This is a genomic window from Stenotrophomonas hibiscicola ATCC 19867 (genome assembly GCF_000382065.1).
Lineage (GTDB): Bacteria > Pseudomonadota > Gammaproteobacteria > Xanthomonadales > Xanthomonadaceae > Stenotrophomonas > Stenotrophomonas hibiscicola.
Genome location: NZ_KB907500.1, coordinates 15865 through 37630 on the forward strand (window position 1 = coordinate 15865; position 21766 = coordinate 37630).

Consider the following 21766-nt stretch of genomic DNA (forward strand, 5'->3'; position numbering starts at 1 on the left):
AGTCCGAATTTTCAGATGGTGCGCCGCTAGTGCCCACTACAGTCGCAGCCACCCCACCCCTTGGCCTTCGAGGTCTGGCCGATGCCCGGGTTGAACGTATTGCTCGGGTCCAGCTGCCTGTAGAAGCCCGCCAGCGCAGGCTTGGCAGGGTACAGGTGGCCGACATTGTGCTCGGCCGGATACTCGGCGCCACGCTGGTCCAGCAGCGCCCACATCGCATGCTCGATCGCCATCGGGTCTTCACCTTTGCGCGCGATGTAGTCCTGGTGGAACACGTGGCACAGGAAGTGGCCGTAGTACAGCTTGTGCAGCAGGCGCGCGTCGATATCCGCCGGTAGCTGCTCGAACCAGTCGGCATCGTCACGTCGCAGCGCGATGTCCAGCGCGACGATGTCCTGCACCTGGTCACGATGCACTTCACGGTAACGCACTGCGGCACCGGCCACCGCGAAGCGATGCAGGAACGCCTTGCGCCCCTCCTCCGCCGTGCAGTGGAAATAGCCGCCTTCGTGGCCAGCGAAGAAGCTGCGCAGCCAGGCCTCGGTTTCCGCAGCGTCCTGGGCAGAGACCTTCAGCAACAGGTGATGCTCGTAGCGCTGGCGGAACTCGCCCATGCGCTTGGGCAGGTGCGAGGGCAGCAGGCCCGTCAGCACCTGCATCACACTGTCGGTCACGCCGCGCAGGCCCAACCGCTCGAACCAGCCATCGACACGGCTCTTCAACGCGAACGCGGCGGGCACGCGGGAAGTGCCAAGGCGGTCGATCAGCAGGAAGCTGTCCTTGCCGTAGCGCTCGCCGATATCATAGGCATCGCGGTGGATGTACTCGCCGGCAATCGGCAGGCGCTCGAAGCCGGTCAGCAGCTGGCGCCGGATCGCGGTGAGGCTGTCGGTACGGTTGCTGCCTATATAGAAGACCTCCGCAGCCTCTTTTTCGAAGGTGTCCAGGCGCACCGCGAACACCGCCAGCTTGCCGGCAGATCCCGCTGCCTCGAAGTGGCGGCTGGGGTCGGCATTGAAGCGTGCCGGGGTATCGGCGTCGACCTTGCGCACTTCCTCGGCATAGCGTGGGTCGGAAGCCGCACGGCCGTCGCCATCGCCCACGTCGGCGGCCGTGTAGTCACCGGCCTGCAGGCGCTGCAGGATCTGCTCGGGCGTATCACCCAGCGCGATGCCCAGATGATTGACCAGCTGCAGCTGGCCCTGCGCATCGACCTGCGCATACAGCGCCAGCTCGGTGTAGGCCGGGCCACGGCGCACCAGCGCACCGCCGGAGTTGTTGCAGATGCCGCCCAGCACCGAGGCACCGATGCAGGACGAGCCGATCACCGAATGCGGTTCGCGACCCAGCGGGGCCAGCGTCTGCTCCAGGCGGTCCAGCGTGGCACCCGGCAGGCACAGCACCTGGCGGCCTTCGTTCAACAACTGGATGCCGGTCAGGCGCAGCGTGCTGACCAGCACGATCGGCCGGCCATAGTCATCGCCGTCCGGGGTCGAGCCGCCGGTCAGGCCGGTGTTGGCCGCCTGCAGGATGATCGCCGCGCCGCCCTGCACCGCTGCCTGCAGCACGTGCCACAGTTCCAGCAAGGTACCCGGACGCACCACCGCCAGTACCGGGCCATCGCCGAAGCGGTAGCCGCGACGGAAGCGGCGCGTGGCCTTGTCACCGGTCAGTACATGGCGACCGCCGACCGTATCGCGCAACTGCGCCAGCACCGCATCGTGGCCACTCATGGCAGGCTGGCCAGCGAATCGCGGCCGATGTCGGCGATGCGGCGCGCGCCGGTCAGCGTCATCGCCACGCGCATTTCCTTGGCGATCAGGTCCAGCAGGTTGGCCACCCCGGCTTCGCCCTGCGCAGCCAGCGCATAGACGAAGGCGCGACCCAGCAGCACGGCGTCAGCACCCAGCGCCAGCATGCGCACCACGTCCAGGCCGGTACGGATGCCCGAATCGGCGAGAATCTTCAGGTCGCCCTGCACCGCATCGGCGATGGCCGGCAACGCACGTGCGGTGGACAGCACGCCGTCCAGCTGGCGGCCACCGTGATTGGAGACCACGATGCCATCCGCACCGAACTTCACCGCATCACGCGCGTCATCCGGGTCGAGGATGCCCTTGATCACCATCGGGCCCTTCCAGAACTCGCGGATCCACTCCAGGTCCTTCCACGAAATGGAGGGATCGAAGTTGCTGCCCAACCAGCCGATGTAATCCTCCAGCCCGGTCGGGTTGCCGCGGTAGGTGGAGATGTTGCCGAGGTCATGCGGGCGGCCGAACAGGCCCACGTCCCACGCCCAGTGCGGATGGGTGATGGCCTGGCCGATACGGCGCAGCGAGGCATTCGGGCCGCTCATGCCCGAGTGTGCATCGCGGTAGCGCGCGCCCGGCACCGGCATGTCCACGGTGAACACCAGCGTGGTCACGCCGGCGGCCTGCGCCCGCTCCAGCGCGTTGCGCATGAAGCCACGGTCGCGCAGCACGTACAGCTGGAACCACATCGGCCGCTGGATGGCCGGTGCCACTTCCTCGATCGGGCACACCGACACCGTGGACAGGGTGAACGGGATGCCGCGGCTGTCGGCCGCGCGCGCCGCCTGTACCTCGCCGCGCCGGGCATACATGCCGGTCAGGCCGACCGGCGCCAGCGCCACCGGCATCGCCAGTCTTTCGCCGAACAGCTCGGTTTCCAAGCTCAGGTCGGACATGTTGCGCAGGATGCGCTGGCGCAGCGCGATGTCGGACAGGTCGGAAACGTTGCGCTTCAGCGTGTGCTCGGCATACGCGCCGCCATCGATGTAGTGGAACAGGAACGGCGGCAGCCGGCGTTGCGCTGCGGCACGGTAATCGGTGGAGGCGGAGATGATCATGGGGTCAACCGTGTGGGGAAGGCAGGCGCGAGGCCCGCGCACGCCGGGCTTCGTTGTCATCGAGGGTGCGCAGCGTGGTGTGCACGAATTCGAGGTGGGCATGCGCGGCGGCGCGCGCGCGTTCGGGGTCGCCCGCCAGCACCGCGTCCATCATCTCGCGGTGCTGGTCGGACAGCGGCGAGAAGGTCCTCGCCGAGGTGTAGAGCTTTTCGCGGCTCTGCGAGATGTTGGTCTGCAGCAGTTCGAACAGTCCGCGCATCACCTGCAGCAGCACCAGGTTGTGCGAGGCCTCGGCGATGGACAGGTGGAAGGCCGCGTCGGCCTCTGCCTCGCCGGTGGGGTCGTCCTTGCCGTGCGCATCCATCATGGTCTGGAAGGCCTGTGCGATGCGCGCGCGGTCCTCGTCGGTGGCCCGCAGCGCCGCATGCCAGGCGGTGGCACCTTCCAGCGCGTGGCGGATCTCCAGCACGTCGAAGCGGTATTCCGGGTCGCCCTGGAACAGCGGCAGGTACGGCGCCAGCGGTTCATCCAGCGCCTGCCGCGCGCGTGCCGCAGGCTCGGCCACGTAGGTGCCGCCACCGACCCGTGCGGTCAACAGACCCTGGCTGGCAAGCTGCGCGATGGCCTCGCGCAGCGCGGTACGCGAGACCCCCAGCTGCACCGCCAGGGTGCGCTCGGCCGGCAGCCGGTCGCCCGGCCGCAGCTGTTGTTCCTGCACCAGGCCGCGCAGCTGCGCAGCCACCTTGTCCGAAATACGTTGCGTGCTCATGGCGCCATTGTGGCCCGAAGCGCGCAGCGGGTGGTTGGCCAGCCGCGCATGCCTCAGGGAATCATCCAGGTCAGCCAGTAAGCCTGGGCCAGGGTGATCAGGCCGACCATCGTGGTGAAGATCAGGCTGTGCTTGACCGTGAAGCGGAACAGGTCCGATTCCTTGCCGGCCAGGCCGACCGCCGCGCAGGCAATGGCGATCGACTGCGGCGAGATCATCTTGCCGGTGACACCACCGGTGGTGTTGGCCGCTACCAGCAGCACGTCGGACACGCCGATCTGCTGTGCGGTGGTGGCCTGCAGTGCCGAGAACAAGGCATTGGACGAGGTGTCCGAGCCGGTCAGGAACACGCCCAGCCAGCCCAGAAACGGTGAGAAGAACGGGAACGCGTCGCCGGTATGCGCCAATGCCAGCGCCAGCGTCGCCGACAGGCCCGAATAGTTGGCGATGAAGGCGAAGGCGAGCACCATGCCGATCGAGTAGATCGGCATGCGCAGCTCACGCACGGTTTCGCCGAAGGTGCGCAGCGCCGAACGGGCCGGCATGCGCAGCGCGATGATCGCGATCACCGCAGCGAGGATGATCGAGGTACCGGTGGCCGAGAACCAGTCGAACCTGTAGACGGCTTCGTAGCTCAACGGTGCATCCACGATCGGCGGCATCTTCTGCACCATCTGGTCCAGGCCCGGCACCGGGATCTTGAGCACCCAGCTTTCCAGCGGGCCACCCGCCGCGAACAGCGACTTGAACGGCTTGATGCTCCACAGCGTGACCATCGCGGTGAGGATCAGGAACGGCGACCACGCCCTGGCGATCTGGCCAACGCTGTAGCGGGGCGCTTCCAGTGCCTGTGCGGCCGCCTCGGCGCTGGTTTCGGTATCGAAGCGGAAGATCCGCACCGGCTTCCAGCGGCGCAGGAACAGGGCCAGGCACACCAGCGACGCCAGCGACGCGGTGATGTCCGGCAGTTCCGGGCCGATGAAGTTGGAGGTCAGGTACTGCGCGATGGCGAACGAGCCCCCCGCAACCAGCACCGCCGGCCACGTTTCCCTGATGCCGCGCCAGCCATCCATGATCGCCATGATCCAGAACAGCACGATGATGGTCAGGAACGGCAGCTGGCGGCCGGCCATCTGGCCGATCTCGAATGCGTCCAGGCCGGTGACCTGCCCTGCCACGATGATCGGAATGCCCATCGCGCCGAACGCTACCGGCGCAGTGTTGACGATCAGGCACAGGCCGGCGGCATACAGCGGCTTGAAGCCCAGCCCGACCAGCAGCGCTGCGGTGATCGCCACCGGCGCACCGAAGCCGGCCGCGCCTTCCAGAAAGGCACCAAACGCGAAACCGACCATCAGCATCTGCAGGCGCTGGTCTTCAGTCACGGACAGGATCGAGGCGCGGATGATGTCGAACTGCCCGGTCTTGACCGAAACTTTGTAGAGGAACACCGCACCGATGATGATCCACGCGATGGGCCACAGGCCGTAGACGAAACCGAAGCCGGCCGCGCCCAGCGCCTGCGGCACCGGCATGCGGTAGAACAGCAGGGCCACGCCGAGTGCGATGGCCACGGTGATCGTGCCGGCCAGCCAGCCCTTCATGCGCAGCACGGCCAGGGCAACGAAGAAGAACGCGATCGGCAGCAGCGCGATCAGGCTCGACAACCACAGGTTGCCGGCGGGGTCGTACAGGTGTTGCCAGGGCTGCATGAAGATTCTCGACTGGGAACGGAGGAGCCCACCGCAAGCGGTGGGTCGCCGTGGCCGTCGATCATTGGTATTACCATTGATGATTCGATCAGACCACTTGTAGCAGATTTAACCGCCACTCCGACGACGAGCCTATTAGACCATAAGGCTAGCCGTCATATTGGTCCGACCATTACAAACTTCATGGTAGGCAACGCGACCTTCCCTACGAAATCCGCTTCTCCAACCGCCGCATCACCGCCAGCACCAGCACGCACAGCACGCTCACGCCGATGGCGATCACGTACTTGCTGATCCCCACCGCAATCCCGATGGCCGCCGCCATGATCAACGAGCTGGCCGTGGTCAGGCCGCTGACCTGGTCCTCGCGTGAGCCGCGCAGGATGGTGCCGGCGGCCACGAAGCCGACGCAGGCCACCACCGCTTCAATCAGGCGTACCGGATCGACCTGCAACAGGTCGCGGTAACGCTCCTGCTGGAAATGTTCGGCCACCGAGTCTCCGAGACCGACGATCAACGCGGCGGCCCCGGCGATCAACATGTGCGTTCGCAGGCCAGCGGCGTGCTTGCCCATTTCCCGCTCGACACCGAGCACACCGCCGAACAGCATCGCTGCGGCTACGCGCAGCAGGATCGAGACATCCTGGGTAAGTTCCATGGGCAGGCTCCGGGAATTTCCCTGAGCGTCGCGTGGAATGCGTGGCATAGAGGTGAAGGCCACCCCACAGTGCGTTCACCCGGTAGCGCCGGGCGATGCCCGGCGACCCCGTAACCCGCGTTCAGCGCATCACTGCGCGAGGTAGCCACCATCGATGGCGTAGTACGTGCCGGTCGCGAACGAGGCATCGTCGCTGGCCAGCCAGGCTACCAACGCGGCCACTTCCTGCGGCGTACCCAGCCGCTTCAACGCGTGCCGCCCTTCCAGCGTGGCGCGCACCTTCGGGTCCATCTTCTCCAGCAGCGGTGTGCTGATGAAGCCCGGCCCCACTGCGTTGACACGGATGCCGTCAGCCGCATGTTCCCACGCTGCGGTCTGGGTCAGCCCGACCACGCCGTGCTTGGCCGCCACGTACGCAGTGGAACCGGCATAGCCCACTTGGCCCAGGATCGAGGCCATGTTGATGATGCTGCCGCCCGTGCCGGCCGCGCGCATGGCCTGGATCTGCGCACGCTGGCACAGGAACACGCTGGTGAGGTTGACATCGATCACGCGCTGCCAGCCATCGATAGGATAGTCACCGCTGGCGGCGGCCGGCCCGCTGATGCCGGCGTTGTTGACCGCCACGTGCAGGCCGTCGAGTTCCTTGATCGTGCGCTGCACCGCTGCCTCCACCGCCGCGTCGTCGGTGACGTCCAGCGCGATGCCGATGGCCTGTGCACCCGCATCCCGCAACTGCGCCACGGTGGCATCGACCGCATCCTGCTTCAGATCCCAGACCGAGATCCGCGCGCCGGACGCCGCCAGGGTCTGCGCCACAGCCAGGCCTATACCGGACACGCCGCCGGTCACGATCGCGGTCTTGCCGGTGAGCTGGTAGTCAATCATCTGCGTTCTCCATCAGTGGGGGTATCGAAGTGGCCTGCAACAGCCAACCGCCCCACCCTACGCGCGCGCCCGTGACGGCCAGGCTGACATCGCATCTTCAGGTGATCGTTCCAGCCATAAGACCTCAACTGAAGTTTATGTATGGAATTACGTACGGATATGCATGCAAAACGCCGGCGTATGTTCGGCGGCATTTTCACTTTGGCCGTAATCGCCAATCGTTTTGACCTTATTGAGGTCAAAAGCGCGCGAATCGCGGCGACAATGGGAAACACTTCCAGTTTCTTCGACACATCCAATTCAACCTGTGTTTGCGCAGAGCGATGTCCCGATATTTCACTTTTGCTGATTACCGCCACTTCGGCGAACGCCATGGCTACGACTACCGGATCGAAGGGAGTGAACTGCGCGACGACCAATGGGCAGGGCGTGGCGACGTCCACGAGCAGTCACTGCGCGGTGGCCTGGGCCTGATCGCCTCGGACGTGCACAACCGGTTCACCTACGCGGCCACCGCTGTGCACGGTGCCGGCCTGACCATCCGCCTGATGCTGCAGGGCGAAGTGGATGTCCAGTTTCCTCGTCGCAAGGGGTTCACGCTGCGCGCCGGCACAGGCATGACCACAAGTCACCATGAACCTGTTTCCATGGCCGGTCTGCATCCTGGTGGCAGCCACCTGCGCGGGGTCAGCTTGAGCGTACCGGCCGACCTGGACGTGGACATGCTGCGCCTGCCGGCACTGCAACGGGTCCTTCATTCCCCTCTGCAGTGCCGCCACTGGGCCATTCCGCATGCCTTGCTGCCAACGCTCGCCCAATTGTTCGACAGTCCCTGGCAGGACGACATCGATGCGCTGTGGCGCGAAGGCGTGGCCCTGCAGGTGTTGGCCGTCGGCCTCCAGGCCGAGGATATGCAGACCGAGCATGTCCGCACACTGCGCGCCGGCCAGCGCGAGCGGCTGGAGCGCGTGCGTGCCTACCTGCATGACGACCCCAGCCATGCCCACAGCCTGATCGAACTGGCCCAGCTGGCCTGCATGAGTCCCAGTTCGCTGCGCCGCCACTTCGCACAGCAGTATGGAAGCTCGGTGTTCGACTATCTGCACGAACAGCGCATGCGCCACGCCGAACAGGGCCTGCGCGAGGACGGCTGGACAGTTGAACAGGCCGCTGCGGCCTGTGGTTACCGCCATCCCAGTAACTTCGCTGCGGCGTTCCGCAAGCGTTTCGGACTGGTGCCCAGCCGCTGGCGCACGGGCCCATCGAAGGTGGACTGAAGGCCCGGGCCCTGGCAGGTGTCGACCTTGGTCGACACGCTCCTGCGCCATCGCGGATGCCGGCCAGCGGCCGGCACTACCAACGCCGCCGGGCATGGCCCGGCGCTACCGACACCGCACATCCCTGGGTAGCGCCGGGCCATGCCCGGCGTCACCCTGGCCGCTTCAATACACCGGCAGATCGATGTAGCTCGCCTGTGCCGCGCTGTGCCAGACCCGCTGCGTGGCCTTCTGGTAATCGCCCGGCCTGGCCAGGTAAATATTCGGCACGTAAGTCTGCGGGTTGCGGTCATACAGCGGGAACAGGCTGGACTGCACCTGCACCATCACCCGGTGGCCCTTCTGGAACGTGTGGTTTGCGTTGGGCAGATCGAAGCGATACGGCAGCACCTGGTTGGCGGTCAGAGGCTTCGGATCGGTGAAGCTCTCGCGGTAGCGGCCACGGAAGATCGCCAGCGACACCGGCAACTGGTAGCCCCCCATCTCCGGCGTGGACGCTTCCTGGTCCGGATACACGTCGATCAGCTTCACCACCCAGTCGCTGTCGGTGCCACTGGTCGAAGCCTGCAGGTGAACCACCGGCGCGCCGCCGATGCGCAGCGGCGCGGTCAGCGGTTCGGTGATGAAGGTCAACACGTCCGGGCGCCCATCGACGAAGCGCTGGTCCTTGACCAGCCAGGTGGTCCACATGTCGCGGTCGCCGAAGCGGATCGGGCGCGGCACGAACGGCACCGGCTTGGCCGGGTCGGACACGTATTCCTCGAAGTCGCCCTCGCCCGCCGCCGGTGCCTGGAACGCCAGCTTGCCGCCGGCGCGCAGGAACAGCGGCTTGCTGCTGGCGGCACAGCCCTTGTCGCAGCTGCGCGGCCAACCCTTCAGGCGATCCCAGTGGTTCTCACCGGTGTTGTAGATCAGCACCGGTGGCGTATCGGCCTTCGGCGCGCCATCCACCAGGTACTGGTCGAAGAAGGGCTTGAGCACGTCGCGGCGGAACTGCAGCGCGGTATCGCCGTCGAACTTCAGCGCACCCAGTTCGCTGCCGCTGTAGTTCACCTGGCTGTGTCGCCACGGGCCCATCACCAGGTAATTGCGGTTGTTGCCGCTATCGCGTCCTTCCATCGCCTGGTAGGCGTGGTTGGCACCCCACATGTCCTCCTGGTCCCACAGGCCCTGCAGCCACATGGTCGGCACCTTCAGCGGTGTCTTTGCCATCACCGCGTCCAGCGCCTGGCCCTGCCAGAAGCCGTCGTAGGCCGGATGCTCGACCAGCTTCTTCCACCAAGTCAGCTGGTCCACACCGGTGAAGCGCGCGTAGTCGCCGGCCGAACCGATGCGCAGGAAGGTGCTGTAGTCGTCGTAGCCGAGGCTGGGCAGCGGCGTGCCCTTGCCGCGCTTCTCGGTCTGCATCGCGAAATAGTTGAAGTTGACCTGGCGGAACGCACCGTAGTTGAGCCAGTCGTCGCCCATCCAGCCATCGACCATCGGGCTCTGCGGCGCAGCCACCTTCAGTGCCGGATGCGGGTCGGTCAGCGCCATCACCACGGTGAAGCCCTCGTACGACGAGCCGAGCATGCCGACCTTGCCATTGCTCTCCGGTACGTTCTTCACCAGCCAGTCGATGGTGTCCCAAGCATCGGTGGAGTGGTCCACCTTGGTGTTGTTCAACGGCCCGCGCAGCGGCCGGGTCATCACGTAATCGCCTTCGGAGCCGTACTTGCCGCGGATGTCCTGGAACACGCGGATGTAACCGCCGTCGACGAACACCTCGTCGCCCTGCGGCAGCAGATCGCGCATGCGTGGCGAATCACTGCGGCTGGCGCGGCCAGCGGCATCGTAAGGTGTGCGGGTCAGCAGGATCGGCGCGTTGCGGGCGCCCTTGGGCACCACGATCACCGTATACAGCTTGGTGCCGTCACGCATCGGCACCATCACCACGCGCTTGTCGTAGTCACGACCGACATCAGGGGCAACGAAGGGCTTGCCGCTGATGTCCGGGGTCATCGGCGGGGTATCGGCGGCCAGCACGGTGCTGGACAGGCAAAGGGCAATGGCTACAGCGACGGCACGCACACGCATGGACAACCCCTCCCGGCAGGAAAGCCTCAAGCCTACTCCTGCCCCGGGCCGTGAAGTGTGTGCAGGCTTTGCATTCTGCGGTGGATGCGGGTAGGACTGATGGCACATGTGCCGCTACGTTTGCCGACGACAGGTAGTGCCGGCCGCTGGCCGGCAACTTCATGATCCTGCGGCGCGTTACGACGGTTGCCGGCCAGCGGCCGGCACCACCGATCAATCTGCCGTTACCTCATGCAGCGCCAGCCAGCACCAGCGCCCCTGTTCTTGCCTCAGTACCGCCAGCGACTCCCGCCATGCGGATGCGCCACCGTCGATCGAATGACCTTCGCGATAGCGCAGCACCGCCAGCGGTGATATCGCATCCACCGCCTGCACGGCTTCGATGGAAATCTGCAGCCCCGGCCGCGCGCCATGGCCACCCGCGAACAGTGCCTGCACGGCATTACGGTCCAGCCTGCGACCCGCGATGCCGACCATGCTGAAGTCCGCGCAGAAATGCGCCATCAGATCATCCAGCGCATCCGCAGCCACCTCGGCCCGGAACCAGGCCTGCAGTTTGTCGTGCAGGTGGTGGATTTCATGTTCTGCGGTCGTAGCCATCAAGTGTTCTCCGGTTGCGAAAGGGTGATCCTCTGCGGCCGACGCAGCAACGCCATCGGCAACAGCGTCATTGCGGCGGCCAGACCCAGAGCTACGCTGGTGGCGCGTGCTGGCAGCCACTGCATGGCCAGCGCCAGCAACAGCGCAATGGCGGCAGTACCCAGGCAGAAACTGAGCTGACGGTTGAGGTTCCAAAGGGCACTGGCATCGCCCAGCGCTTCACCCTCCACGCCGTGGAAAGCCAGCGTCTGCGCGGTGCTGCTGCACAGGCTGCCGCCGGCGCCCATCAGCGCGAACAGCAGCCCGGCCAACGCGAAGGCCGGCTGTGGCAGCAGCGCCATCAACAGCAGGCCGCTGGCCTGAAGCAGCATGCCCACGCGTAGTACCGTGGCCGGGCCGAAACGGGCCAGCAGGCGTTTGCTGGCAGTAATCGCCACGGCCGAGGCCAGCGCCCAGGGCAGCATCAACGCGCCGATGCGTGCCGCGCTGTAACCGGCCTGGTGCAGCTGCAGGGTACTGACCAGCTGGCTGCCGATGAACACACCGGGCACTGCCAGATAGACCAGCATCGCCAGGCGCAGGCCCCGATGGGACAGCAGCGACCAGCGCAGCAGGGGCTGCGCCTGCTGCCGTGCATACCGCAGGTGGGCCGCCGCCAACAGCATTGCGATCAACAGCAGTACGGCACCGGCGGCCCGATGGCCGGGTTCACCCAGCCAGGTCAACGCCAGCAGCAGCGCGCCCAGCGCCAGCATCGCGGTGGACAGCGCATAGGCCTGCAGGCGCGGCGCACTGCGCGCGCCATCGGCCGGCATCCACGCCAGCACCAGTCCAATCGCCACCACGGCCAGCGGCAGGCTGGCCCAGAGCACGCCGCGCCAGGACAACCACTGCACCAGCAGCCCACCGAGCGCGGGCGCCAGTGCTGGTACCAGCAGCGCAACCAGCAGGATGCGGCGGGTCAGCGCGCCACGCTGGTCGGGCGTGCACTGCCGGTACGCTGCTGCCTGTGCCACCGGAATCAGCAGGCCACCGGCCAGGCCCTGCAGCAGGCGCCAGCCCAGCAGCCAGCCAATACCCGCTGCTGCGCCGGCCAGCGCAGCGGCAACCGCGAACAGCAGCAACGCCACCAGCAGCAGGCGACGCTCACCACAGCGCGCGGCCAGCCAGGGCGCCAGCGGGATCACCACGCTCAGGCCCAGCATGTAGGCGGTGCCCACCCAGGCCAGGGTGCTGATATCGGCGTGCAGCTCCGCTGCCAATACCGGATAGGCCACCGTGGCGATGAACATGTTGACCAGATCCAGAGCGAACACCAGCAGGAAGATCGCCTCATGGCGCAGGCGGGGAGACGGCATCGGCGGCGCTCCAACAGGGAAGCGGCCAGCATGCCGTGCGGGCCTTGTTGGAAAAACACGACAGCAACTGCAACACTGTCAAATCCACTTTGACAATGAATTGCCATGGTCAGCCTCGATCGCTTCGATATCTTCCGCGCCGTGGTCGAGGCCGGCAGCCTGACCGCTGCGGCTGATCGCCTCGGCCTCAGCCGCGCGGTGGTCAGCTTCAACCTGAAGCGGCTGGAGCAGGAGCTGGGCGTGACCCTGCTGTTGCGCAGTACCCGCCACCTGGCCCTGACCGAGGCCGGCGAACAGTTCCTGCAAAACTGCGTGCAGGCACTGGATGCCGCACAGGCAGCCATCGATGCCGCGCGCCGCGACCAGCACCAACTGCAGGGTGTGCTGCGCCTGACCACCACGCCGGAGTACGCCCAGCTACGCTTGATTGCTGCGTTGGAGGCGTTTCGTGCGCGGCACCCGGCCCTGCAGCTGCACCTGTCGACCTCACCGGCACCGGCCGACCTGATTCCCGAGCGGTTCGACCTGGCAATCCGTCTTGGCCGCCTGCCGGATTCGGGCCTGCACGCCAGCGAACTGGAACGCCATCCACTGTGCCCCGTGGCGGCTCCGTCCCTACTGGCACGCCTGCCCTCTGCCGATGCTGCCGACGACCCCGTGCAGCTGGGCGCCCTGCCCCGCCTCGGTTACCCGCGCCTGGCCGACGTGCCGGTGATCGCGCCTGATGGCAGCGGCGCCCTGTTTGCCACCAACCCGGGCAACGCGGTGGTACGCGTGGATGGTGCCAGCAGCCTGCGCGCGTTCGCCCTGGCCGGCGCCGGGGTCACCGTGCTGCCACGCTGGCTGATCGAGGACGACCTGGCCCAGGACCGGCTGCGCCCGGTGCTGCGCCAGCACCGCTTCCCGCAGCAGAGCGTGTACGCGGTCTACCCGCACAGCACGCAGCCCTCGCCGAAGGTGCGGCAGCTGATCGATTTCCTGCGCGGGTGGTTTGGCAGCGCGCCTGTGTGACTTCCGCGCTCGCCGGGCATGGCCCGGCGCTACCCCATCACCACAGCCCTGGTAACGCCGGGCCACGCCCGGCGAGCGCAGCGGTACCCCACAAACAAACACGGCCCCTTCCGGGGCCGTGTCTTCAAGGCATCAGCGCAGCACCTGCTCCACCAGCTGCACGTCCACGCTCTGCAGCGGCTCGGCCGCATTGCGCGACAGCTGCACCTGGTAGGTGCCGCCGTCGATCTTCCACTGGCGGGCCTGCGCATCGTAGTGCGCCAGCGTCTTCGGCTCGGCTTCGATGCGGATGCGGCGCTGTTCGCCCGGCTGCAGGGTCACCTTGTCATAGCCGATCAGGCGGATCGGCGTGGTGCTGCCGGCCGGCAGCTTCAGGTACAGCTGGGCCACGTCGGCACCGGCGCGCTTGCCGGTGTTGCGAATGTCCACGCTGGCGACCAGGCGCGAGCCTTCCACACTCACCTTGAGGTTTTCATAGGCGAACGAGGTGTAGGACAGGCCATGACCGAACGCGAAGGTGGGCTTCAGGCCCTTGGCCGCCATCCACTTGTAACCGACGTTGGCACCTTCGATATCGAAATCGAACACATCACCGAACGGCTTGGCCGGCTTGAAGCCGAGGCCGTCGATGTGCGGGCGCGGCAGCTGCGATTCGTCCACCACCCAGGTCACCGGCAGGCGGCCGGACGGATTGACCTGGCCGGTCAACAGCGCGGCAATGCCTTCGCCACCGCGGATGCCCGGGTACCAGGCCTGCAGCATCGCCGGCACCTGTGCCAGCCATGGCGTGCGCACCGGGCCATTGGTTTCCAGCACCAGCACGGTCTTCGGGTTGGCCTTGGCCACCGCCGAGATCAGCGCGTCCTGGTTGTCCGGCAGCTGCATGTCCGGCAGATCCACCGATTCGGCGGCCCACTGGGTGGCGAACACGATGGCCACATCCGCCTGCGCGGCTGCCTTGGCCGCGGCGGCGACGTTGGTGCCGTCCACGTACTCGATGGTCGCGTCCGGACGCGCTGCGCGCAGCGATTCCAGCGGCGAGGACGGGTGGAAGATCACCGGGCCCGGCCAGGTGGTCGGCAGCACGCCCGGCACCGCATTGGTGCCCTTGGCGGTCACGCCCACCATCGACGAACCACCACCACCGATCACGCCCTTGTCGGCATGGCCGCCAATGATGACGATGCGCTTCACCGTGTCGGCCAGCGGCAGCAGGTTGCCTTCATTGCGCAGCAGCACGCTGCCCTCTTCCACCGTGCGCTGGGCGACGGCGAAGCCGGCCTCGGCATCCACCTTCTGGTGCTGCGGCGGGTTGTCGAAGTTGCCATGCAGGAACATGGTGCGCAGGATGCGCGCGACCATGTCATTCAGGCGCGCCTGCGGCACCACGCCGCCATGCACGGCCAGGCGCAGCGGCTCATCGAAGAACACCGCCGCGTCGAACACTTCACCGGCCGACTGCTGGTCCAGGCCGGCCAGCGCCGCCTTCGAGCCGCTGTGCACGCCGCCCCAGTCGGACATCACGAAGCCGGGGAACTTCCATTCCTGCTTCAGCACCTGGTTCATCAGGTAGCCGTTCTCGCAGCCGTAGGTACCATTGATCTTGTTGTACGAGCACATCGCCACGCCCGGGCGGCCGGCTTCGAGCGCGATCTCGAAGGCCAGCAGGTCCGACTCGTGCATGGCCTGTTCGCCGATGCGCACGTCGTGGAAGTTGCGCCGGGTCTCCATGTCGTTCAGCGCGAAGTGCTTCATCGAGGAGATCACGTGCTGGCTCTGCACGCCCTGGATCAGCGCGCCAACCATCGAGCCGGCCAGCAGCGGATCCTCACCGGCATATTCGAAGTTGCGGCCGTTGCGTGGGTCGCGCTGCAGGTTGACGCTGCCCGACAGCAGGATGTTGAAGCGCTGCTGCCATGCCTCGCGGCCCATGGTCGCGCCGCCGGCGAAGGCGACTTCGCGGTTCCAGCTGGAGGCGGTGGATGGGCCGGACGGCATTGCGGTGGCGAAATCGCCCGGGCGGATGCCGCCCGGATTGGTCACGCCGACACCGGCATCGGCCGACTGCTGCGACGGGATGCCCAGCCGCGGTACGCCCGGCACGAAGCCGGCCGAACCGACCGCACCTTCCGGCAGCGGGCCACCGTCTTTGCCCAGCCCGAAGTAGCTGTGCAGCATCTGGAACTTCTCATCCTCGGTCATCGCCTTCAGCAGCAGCGCAGCGCGCGCATCGGCGTTGAGGGCGGTGTCCATCCATGGCTTTTCGCCGTGCTTGTCGGGGGCATAGGCCAGGGTCAGCAGGGTGGCGCGCAGGGTGCTGCCCTCCATCTTGAACGGTGCGCTGCTGGCGGCCTGGAAGCCGTCGCTGAAATAGCTGGCATCGGCTTCCAGCGCCACACGCGCCGGATCGAAGCCTGCGGCCTTGGCCGATTCACCGGCCACTGCGCCGAGCAGCACCGCCGGGGCGCCCAACCGCGAACGGGTGACCAGCGCCGGCAGCTGCACCGCACCTGCACCGGCATCGGTATAGACCGCCACGGTATGGCGGCCATCGTCCAAGCGCAGGTAGTTCAGGCCTGACTGGTCGGGGCCGGATTCGGCGGCGATCGGCAGCCGGGTCAGCACGGCCTGGCCGCGCTGGGTCTGGCCGTCGTCCTTGCCGGCGGCAACGAAGCGGTATTCATAGCCCAGGCCGTCGGCCAGCACCTGCAGCGGATCGACCTGGCCGATGCCGCGCTGCACCTGGCGCACGCTCACCGCGTCCACCTTCAGGCTCTTCAGTTGCGCCGCCAGGGCCGGCATCGCCTCGGCGTTGGGCGCCTGTTCCAGGGTCAGCACAGTGAACGCGGCGGGGTCGGCCCAGGCCGGAGCGGCCAGTGCGGCAGACAGGGCCAGAGACAGTGCAAGCGGTTTTGTAAACGTTTTCATCGGCAGGCGTAATTCCGTTGCCAAGGCAATCGGTCCAGGGAAAGTGCCGCCGAAGGGTGCAGCGTTCATGCCGCGCAGGGGTTGCCGGGCAACGTCCCGCAGGCCGAAGGGCGGGCCGGTCTGCGCGCGGGACCCTCCTCCCGGCGTGACAACCTGCCTGCCCGGGCCGCGCAGGGCGACCCAATCCTGTGAAGATTGTGCGAGGGCGTTCACACCTGTCAACAGGACCTAAGTCACAGGGGCAACCCGGCCAGCGGTTATCAGGCCATCACCGGCGGTCATCAGCAGGCCGCGTGGGGCTGCCGATAATGAGGTGTCACCGGCCCTGGACCCCGCCCATGAACATACACCGCGACTTCGACCATCTCTGGCGCGACCGCTGTGATACCTCCACCCAGCGCAGCCCACGCGTGCTGATCCGGGTATTCGTTGCCCCTGGCGAACTGGAGCGCAGCGTGGCGTTCTACGAGCAGTTGCAGGGTGTGGTGGCCGATGCGGGCTTCCCGTTTCCCGATGCCGGCCTACGCCTGGCGATGGTCGGTGCATTCCTGCTGATCGAAGGTTGCGATGAGGCACTGGCCCCGTTCACTTCGACCACGGGGACACTGCTGGTCGATGACGTTCGGCCCTATCACGACAAACTGGTCGCGGCTGGCGCCGAGATCATCTTCCCGTTGCAGGTGGTACCGACCGGGGCGGCGTTCAACGCGGTGCATCCCGATGGCACGGTGGTCGAGTACGTGCATCACCGGCCCGACCCGCACGGCCGGTGAGGGTGCGCACGGCCGGGCTGCGCCCGGCCCCCGCGGTAGTGCCGGCCGCTGGCCGGCAACCTCAGAAGCAACAGCCGAAGCAAAAGCGGGCTTCCTGTGCGATGGCGGGGTGGGTCCGGTTGCGGGGAACGCCGTGAATCTGTCCCTGGAGGCTCGGTCGCGCCATCCATGGCGCTCACGCCCTCCGCAACCGGACCCACGCCGCCTTCGACAATTCGTCGCAATCTGCAGTAGATCCACGCCATGCGTGGATGCTCTTCGTTTCATTGTCGAATTACTCGATTCCGATGGAGATTCATCCACGCATGGCGTGGATCTACAATCCCGTCATGTCTTCCCCCGCCCTGCCCTGGAACGGCACGTTGCTGCTGGATGCGCACGCCGCCGTACTGCACGGTCATGCCGGTGACAGCGCTTCGCATGCGCACTACGCCCATCAACTGCTGTTGAGCGACGGTACGTCCTGGCACATCGAGATCGATGGCGTGCAGCAGCAGGGCCAACGGCTATGGCTGCCTTCGTTCCAGCCGCACGCGATCCTGTCAGCGCCGGAAGCGGGCTGTACGGTGTTCCTTGAGCCGGCGCATGCCGATCCCGAACAGATCCAGCGGCACCTGCATGCGCTGCCGGGTAACGCGCTGGCGCTGCACGACTGGCTGCCACGGCTGAGCCGCCCGCAACCGCTGGACCGCCGCGTGCAGGCGGCACTGGCCCGTATCGCCCAGCACCTGCCTGGCCCGGTGCCGGCTGCCGACATCGCCAAAGCGGCGCACCTATCGACCAGCCAGCTGCACCGGCGCTTCCAGTCCGAGCTGGCAGTGACCTTGCGCGGCTGGGTGCTGTGGCAACGGCTACGCACTGCGCTCACGCATCATCTGAGCGGTCACAACCTGACCGACAGTGCGCATGCCGCTGGATTCGCCGATCTGGCCCATCTCTCGCGCAGCCTGCGCCGCATGTTCGGCATCGGTGCCGCGCAGCTGCAGGGCCTGCAGCTGCACGCGGCCTGACATGTTCAATCATTCGCGCCTGCGCAGGCCTTCCGGCAACTCCGGCACCTCGCCATGCGGCAGTTCGCGGAACGGCGCCAGCAGCTGCCCCGGATAATCGCGCGGATAGTCCGGTTGGCTGCCGATGCCGAGGTCGCGTTGCTGCAGCCGATAGCCCGGTGCATCGAAGGCGGTCCCCAACAGGTGATCCCATGCGGTCAGGAACAGGCCGAAGTTGACGTCGCCGGCGGTGCCGTAACGCATGTGGTGGAAGCGGTGCAGCGGCGCCCATGCCATCACCCGGCCCAGCACGCCGGGACGCATGTCCACGTTGGAGTGCTGCAGCAGCAGCTGGATGGCAATGGCGAAGGCCAGCACCGCAGCCACCGGCATCGGCAGGCCCAACAGCAGCAGCGGCAGTACGCCACCCACCGCTTCGGCCGCCTGGTGCAGCGGGTGTTTCATCAGCCCGTTGAAGCCGTACATGCGGGTGACGCTGTGGTGCACCGCATGCAGCCGCCACAACCAGCCGATGCGATGGCTGGCGTAGTGCACCAGGGTGATACCGAGATCAGCGCAGACGATGGCCAGCAGCGCCTGTAGCGCGAATGGCCACTGCAGAGGCCAGGCCTGCCATGGAATGATTGCCGCCAGCAGCGGCACCGCCGCGATCGACAGCAGGTTCAGGCTTTCATTGACCAGTGCATGCAGGGCGTCACGCAGGCTGTCGCCGTGGTCGTGATTGAACGCGGGGTCATACGGCCACGCGCGCTCGGCGGCGAACGAAACCGCAATGGCGGCCGCCAGCAAGGCCAGCAGCCACAGCGGGTCACCGTGGCAGTGGCCGATCCAGACGACGGCAGTGGCGACGAATCCAAGCAGGAACAGCGGGGCATACAGGCGGAGCATCCAGTGCTTCATGGGCAACCCGGAAAGTGAGGGGCCTGCATGCTGGCGTGGCGTGTGGATTGCTGGCTTGAACAAACGGCGCAACTCTGCGGGCACCACGCTTCCCACATCCACGCATGGCGTGGATCTACAATGGCGCCCTCATCGCGCCCGGGGCCGGCATGGATTCCTTCAACCTGATGCGTGCCTTCCGTCGCATCGTCGAACGCGGCGGGCTCGCTCGTGCCGCCGAAGACCTGGGCATGTCGCCGGCCGGGCTCAGCAAACAGCTGCGCACGCTGGAAGCGCATCTGGGCGTGGTACTGCTGCAGCGGACCACGCGGCGCATGAGCCTGACCGAGACCGGCCACGCCTATTACCGCGAATGCTGCCGCCTGCTCGACGAACTGGACGCATTGGAACGTGGCATCGCCGAACAGCGTGGCGAGGTGGCCGGGCGCCTGCGTGTCAATGCACCGCAGTCGTTCGCGCTGAGCACGCTGTCGCCGCTGCTGCCCCGCTTCCTGCAGCAGCATCCGCAGCTGTCGCTGGACCTGGTGATGGAAGACCGCCTGCTCGACGCGGTCGGCGAAGGTTTCGATGTGTCGCTGCGGCTGCGTGCCGAGCTGGATGATTCACGCCTGGTGGCGCGCCGGCTGGCGTCGCTGCAGCAGGTGCTGTGCGCGGCCCCGTCCTACCTGCGGCAGCATCCGGCACCGCAGGCAGTGAACGATCTGCAGGCGCACAGCGTGCTGGCTTACAGCCTGTCCGACTCACCGGGCAGCTGGCCGTTGCTCGGTCCTGATGGCCAGGTGACGATCACCCTGCCAGCGCGCGTCACCGTCAACAACAGCCTGCTGCTGCGCGACCTGCTGGTGGCCGGCATGGGCATCGGCGCCCTGCCCTCGTTCCTGGCGGCACCCGCACTGGTCCGTGGCGAACTGCAGCAGGTGCTGCCCGACCACCGCTATCCGCCGCGCTTCGTGCATGCGGTCTACCCCACGTCGCGCCATCTGCAACCCAAGGTGCGTGCCTTCATCGATTTCCTGCACGCCGAGCTGCCCGGCTGCGCTGGCCTGGATTTGTAACCGCCAGCGAAAACTGAGCTGCCCGCGGCGTGCTGTTTCGGCCACGCCGCGCTGCCTACTCTGCCGCCTCCCCTCTCACCGATGGCAGGCAGATGTCTTCCGTTCCTTCCCCCGCCACCGCCGCGCCGGTGGTCGATTTCTTCCACGACGTGGTCTGCGGCTGGTGCTTCGTGCTGGCCCCGCGCCTGAAGCAGGTCTCCGCCGAACTCGGCATCCAGGTGCGCCACCGCAGCTTCGTGCTGCAGGACTCGCGCGCACAGATGGTCGAGGTGTTCGGCTCGATGGAGCGCGCCAAGGCGATCATCCTGCGCCACTGGACCGACTGCGCCGCGCATGAAGACACCGCGCGCATCGATATCGAAGGCATGCGCGCGCAGGACTTCGAGTATCCGTCCGGCTGGCTCGGCGCACTGGCCTGCCAGGCTGCCGGCATGCTCGGTGGCAACGACGCCCATGGCGCGATGTTCGATGCCGTGCAGTGGGCGCACCTGCACCAGCACCGCAACATCGGCGACGCCGAAGTCCTGCTGGATATCGCCGAAACGCTGGGCCACCCGCGTGGCGCCTTCGCTGACCACATGCGCAGCGACGCAGTAGCCCGGCGCGTGCAGGCCGACCGTGCCGAAGCCGCGACCCTCGGCATCCGCTCCATTCCCACCGTGATCGGCGGCAACGGCCTGCGCCTGCAGACCCTGCCGCTGCCACACCTGCGCCAAGCCCTGGCGCACCTGGTCGCGGCCTGAGCCGCGCCCCCCCCACCCTGCAAGGAGACTCCCCATGACCCCACGTACCCTGGCCACCGCGCTGGCCCTGCTGCTGGCCGGCACCGCAGCTTCCATCACCGTATCCGCGCACGAACGCGTCCCCTCCGGCCAGCAGGTCGGCACCAGCCCCTGGGGGCCGAAGGACGAGATCGGCCGCCTCAACCTGATCACCGAGGCCTCGCGTGCGGCGATCCTGTCGCGGGTCAGCGGCGGCAAGGCCTATGACCTGGCCACCGAGTACTACGTCGGCATGCCCAGCTGGCAGGATGCCGGCGACCCGCACTACCAGTTCTGGATGACCCACACCCCGCGCGGCACGGTGATGGACGACCCGATGGGCGTGGGCGAGACCATGAACCTCACCCGCAGCTACACCGGCACCGCGTTCTCGATGTACAGCCACACCGGCACCCACATCGATGCGCTGAACCACTTCGGCATCCACGGGAAGATCTGGAACGGCTTCGAGGCCGACAAGCATCTCGGCGATCGTGGCTGGAATGTCACCGGCATCGAGAAGTTCCCGCCGCTGATCGCGCGTGGCGTGCTGATCGACGTGGCCGCCGCCAAGGGCGTGGACATGCTGCCGGACAGCTATCGCGTCACCCGCCAGGACCTGAAGGATGCGCTGGCACGCCAGAAGGTGAAACTGCAGCAGGGCGACGTGGTGCTGATCCGCACCGGCCGCATGCGCCTGTTCGAACAGCCCAGGGCCTACATGGCCAACCCGCCGGGCATGGGCCTGGATGCGGCACGCTTCCTGGTCGAGGACGGCGGCGCGATGATCGTCGGTGCCGACAACCTCAGCTTCGAGACCTTCCCCTCCGAGGTGTCCGACGACTACGTGCCGCTGCACACCTACCTGCTGGCACAGCAGGGTGCGCCGATCATCGAGCTGGTGGCGCTGGACGAACTGGCCCGCGACAAGGTCTACGAATTCGCCTTCATCGGCGGCCCGCTGAAGATCCGCGGTGGCGATGCCGCGCCCCTGCGCCCGGTGGCGTTGCCGGTCCACCCGTAACCGCATCCTGTGGGTGCCGACCTTGGCCGGCACTCCTACCCCCTTCAGCAACCTGAAACCCGGCCCTCGGATTTCATTAGTAATTCTACTTACAACG

General features: G+C 67.0%; 18 protein-coding genes. 7 read left to right on the forward strand and 11 right to left on the reverse strand.

Going from position 1 to position 21766, the window contains the following annotated elements:
• Nucleotides 1-26: 26 nt before the first annotated feature.
• The 6 genes from dld to G370_RS0108545 form a co-directional block, all read right to left on the reverse strand.
• On the reverse strand, nucleotides 27-1733 hold the full coding sequence (gene dld, locus G370_RS0108520) for a D-lactate dehydrogenase (RefSeq protein WP_026347049.1): 1707 nt from the start codon (nucleotides 1731-1733) through the stop codon (nucleotides 27-29).
• Nucleotides 1730-2869: an FMN-dependent L-lactate dehydrogenase LldD gene (gene lldD / locus G370_RS0108525; protein WP_019660215.1), complete on the reverse strand. Its 1140-nt coding sequence runs from the start codon at nucleotides 2867-2869 to the stop codon at nucleotides 1730-1732. Before lldD ends, dld begins: the two co-directional genes overlap by 4 nt.
• A gap of 4 nt (nucleotides 2870-2873) precedes the next feature.
• A complete protein-coding gene (lldR, locus tag G370_RS0108530) occupies nucleotides 2874-3638 on the reverse strand; it encodes a transcriptional regulator LldR (RefSeq protein WP_005417039.1) in 765 nt (254 codons plus the stop codon).
• A 53-nt stretch (nucleotides 3639-3691) separates the two neighbouring features.
• A complete protein-coding gene (gene lldP / locus G370_RS0108535) occupies nucleotides 3692-5350 on the reverse strand; it encodes an L-lactate permease (protein ID WP_019660216.1) in 1659 nt (552 codons plus the stop codon).
• Nucleotides 5351-5555: 205 nt separating this feature from the next.
• Nucleotides 5556-6008 carry an MgtC/SapB family protein gene (locus G370_RS0108540; RefSeq protein WP_005413774.1) on the reverse strand — a complete coding sequence of 151 codons (453 nt, stop codon included), beginning with the start codon at nucleotides 6006-6008 and terminating at the stop codon, nucleotides 5556-5558.
• 129 nt (nucleotides 6009-6137) lie between these two features.
• On the reverse strand, nucleotides 6138-6896 hold the full coding sequence (locus tag G370_RS0108545) for an SDR family NAD(P)-dependent oxidoreductase (protein ID WP_019660217.1): 759 nt from the start codon (nucleotides 6894-6896) through the stop codon (nucleotides 6138-6140).
• Nucleotides 6897-7219: 323 nt separating this feature from the next.
• Between G370_RS0108545 and G370_RS0108550 the strand changes: the two genes are divergently transcribed.
• A complete protein-coding gene (locus G370_RS0108550; protein ID WP_019660218.1) occupies nucleotides 7220-8173 on the forward strand; it encodes a helix-turn-helix transcriptional regulator in 954 nt (317 codons plus the stop codon).
• A 165-nt stretch (nucleotides 8174-8338) separates the two neighbouring features.
• Here G370_RS0108550 and G370_RS0108555 read toward each other — a convergent pair whose 3' ends face one another.
• From G370_RS0108555 to G370_RS0108565, 3 genes are all read right to left on the reverse strand, one after another.
• Nucleotides 8339-10249, reverse strand: a complete 1911-nt coding sequence (locus G370_RS0108555) for a CocE/NonD family hydrolase (protein ID WP_019660219.1) — start codon at nucleotides 10247-10249, stop codon at nucleotides 8339-8341.
• A gap of 213 nt (nucleotides 10250-10462) precedes the next feature.
• Entirely contained in the window at nucleotides 10463-10849 is a 387-nt protein-coding gene (locus G370_RS0108560) for a DUF4440 domain-containing protein (protein ID WP_019660220.1), read from the reverse strand.
• Nucleotides 10849-12207: an MFS transporter gene (locus tag G370_RS0108565; protein ID WP_019660221.1), complete on the reverse strand. Its 1359-nt coding sequence runs from the start codon at nucleotides 12205-12207 to the stop codon at nucleotides 10849-10851. Before G370_RS0108565 ends, G370_RS0108560 begins: the two co-directional genes overlap by 1 nt.
• A gap of 105 nt (nucleotides 12208-12312) precedes the next feature.
• Here G370_RS0108565 and G370_RS0108570 point away from each other — a divergent pair, with 105 nt between their 5' ends.
• On the forward strand, nucleotides 12313-13218 hold the full coding sequence (locus G370_RS0108570; RefSeq protein ID WP_019660222.1) for a LysR family transcriptional regulator: 906 nt from the start codon (nucleotides 12313-12315) through the stop codon (nucleotides 13216-13218).
• A gap of 132 nt (nucleotides 13219-13350) precedes the next feature.
• Here the strand turns inward: G370_RS0108570 and G370_RS01000000120765 are convergent, their stop codons facing one another.
• The gene (locus G370_RS01000000120765; RefSeq protein WP_019660223.1) at nucleotides 13351-16146 is read right to left on the reverse strand and encodes a beta-glucosidase family protein; all 2796 of its coding nucleotides are present in this window, start codon (nucleotides 16144-16146) and stop codon (nucleotides 13351-13353) included.
• A 338-nt stretch (nucleotides 16147-16484) separates the two neighbouring features.
• Here G370_RS01000000120765 and G370_RS0108580 point away from each other — a divergent pair, with 338 nt between their 5' ends.
• A complete protein-coding gene (locus G370_RS0108580; protein ID WP_010485036.1) occupies nucleotides 16485-16919 on the forward strand; it encodes a VOC family protein in 435 nt (144 codons plus the stop codon).
• A 305-nt stretch (nucleotides 16920-17224) separates the two neighbouring features.
• Nucleotides 17225-17929: an AraC family transcriptional regulator gene (locus G370_RS0108585; protein ID WP_019660224.1), complete on the forward strand. Its 705-nt coding sequence runs from the start codon at nucleotides 17225-17227 to the stop codon at nucleotides 17927-17929.
• 9 nt (nucleotides 17930-17938) lie between these two features.
• Here G370_RS0108585 and G370_RS0108590 read toward each other — a convergent pair whose 3' ends face one another.
• Nucleotides 17939-18817: a sterol desaturase family protein gene (locus tag G370_RS0108590; protein ID WP_227844431.1), complete on the reverse strand. Its 879-nt coding sequence runs from the start codon at nucleotides 18815-18817 to the stop codon at nucleotides 17939-17941.
• A 116-nt stretch (nucleotides 18818-18933) separates the two neighbouring features.
• Between G370_RS0108590 and G370_RS0108595 the strand changes: the two genes are divergently transcribed.
• From G370_RS0108595 to G370_RS0108605, 3 genes are all read left to right on the forward strand, one after another.
• On the forward strand, nucleotides 18934-19884 hold the full coding sequence (locus tag G370_RS0108595) for a LysR family transcriptional regulator (RefSeq protein WP_019660226.1): 951 nt from the start codon (nucleotides 18934-18936) through the stop codon (nucleotides 19882-19884).
• A gap of 92 nt (nucleotides 19885-19976) precedes the next feature.
• Nucleotides 19977-20627 carry a DsbA family oxidoreductase gene (locus G370_RS0108600; RefSeq protein ID WP_019660227.1) on the forward strand — a complete coding sequence of 217 codons (651 nt, stop codon included), beginning with the start codon at nucleotides 19977-19979 and terminating at the stop codon, nucleotides 20625-20627.
• A 34-nt stretch (nucleotides 20628-20661) separates the two neighbouring features.
• A complete protein-coding gene (locus G370_RS0108605; RefSeq protein WP_019660228.1) occupies nucleotides 20662-21669 on the forward strand; it encodes a cyclase family protein in 1008 nt (335 codons plus the stop codon).
• The last annotated feature ends 97 nt before the right edge of the window (nucleotides 21670-21766 follow it).

Bases quoted from the DNA above. Each gene is read 5' to 3' on its own strand.
- lldR (WP_005417039.1), bottom strand. From the start codon at position 3,638: ATGAGCACGCAACGTATTTCGGACAAGGTGGCTGCGCAGCTGCGCGGC.
- G370_RS0108545 (WP_019660217.1), bottom strand. From the start codon at position 6,896: ATGATTGACTACCAGCTCACCGGCAAGACCGCGATCGTGACCGGCGGC.
- G370_RS0108585 (WP_019660224.1), top strand. From the start codon at position 17,225: ATGGCGTGGATCTACAATCCCGTCATGTCTTCCCCCGCCCTGCCCTGG.
- G370_RS0108590 (WP_227844431.1), bottom strand. From the start codon at position 18,817: ATGCTCCGCCTGTATGCCCCGCTGTTCCTGCTTGGATTCGTCGCCACT.
- G370_RS0108550 (WP_019660218.1), top strand. From the start codon at position 7,220: ATGTCCCGATATTTCACTTTTGCTGATTACCGCCACTTCGGCGAACGC.
- lldD (WP_019660215.1), bottom strand. From the start codon at position 2,869: ATGATCATCTCCGCCTCCACCGATTACCGTGCCGCAGCGCAACGCCGG.
- G370_RS0108540 (WP_005413774.1), bottom strand. From the start codon at position 6,008: ATGGAACTTACCCAGGATGTCTCGATCCTGCTGCGCGTAGCCGCAGCG.
- G370_RS0108595 (WP_019660226.1), top strand. From the start codon at position 18,934: ATGGCGTGGATCTACAATGGCGCCCTCATCGCGCCCGGGGCCGGCATG.
- G370_RS0108570 (WP_019660222.1), top strand. From the start codon at position 12,313: ATGGTCAGCCTCGATCGCTTCGATATCTTCCGCGCCGTGGTCGAGGCC.
- G370_RS0108605 (WP_019660228.1), top strand. From the start codon at position 20,662: ATGACCCCACGTACCCTGGCCACCGCGCTGGCCCTGCTGCTGGCCGGC.
- G370_RS0108580 (WP_010485036.1), top strand. From the start codon at position 16,485: ATGAACATACACCGCGACTTCGACCATCTCTGGCGCGACCGCTGTGAT.
- G370_RS0108555 (WP_019660219.1), bottom strand. From the start codon at position 10,249: ATGCGTGTGCGTGCCGTCGCTGTAGCCATTGCCCTTTGCCTGTCCAGC.
- G370_RS0108560 (WP_019660220.1), bottom strand. From the start codon at position 10,849: ATGGCTACGACCGCAGAACATGAAATCCACCACCTGCACGACAAACTG.
- G370_RS0108600 (WP_019660227.1), top strand. From the start codon at position 19,977: ATGTCTTCCGTTCCTTCCCCCGCCACCGCCGCGCCGGTGGTCGATTTC.
- G370_RS01000000120765 (WP_019660223.1), bottom strand. From the start codon at position 16,146: ATGAAAACGTTTACAAAACCGCTTGCACTGTCTCTGGCCCTGTCTGCC.
- G370_RS0108565 (WP_019660221.1), bottom strand. From the start codon at position 12,207: ATGCCGTCTCCCCGCCTGCGCCATGAGGCGATCTTCCTGCTGGTGTTC.
- lldP (WP_019660216.1), bottom strand. From the start codon at position 5,350: ATGCAGCCCTGGCAACACCTGTACGACCCCGCCGGCAACCTGTGGTTG.
- dld (WP_026347049.1), bottom strand. From the start codon at position 1,733: ATGAGTGGCCACGATGCGGTGCTGGCGCAGTTGCGCGATACGGTCGGC.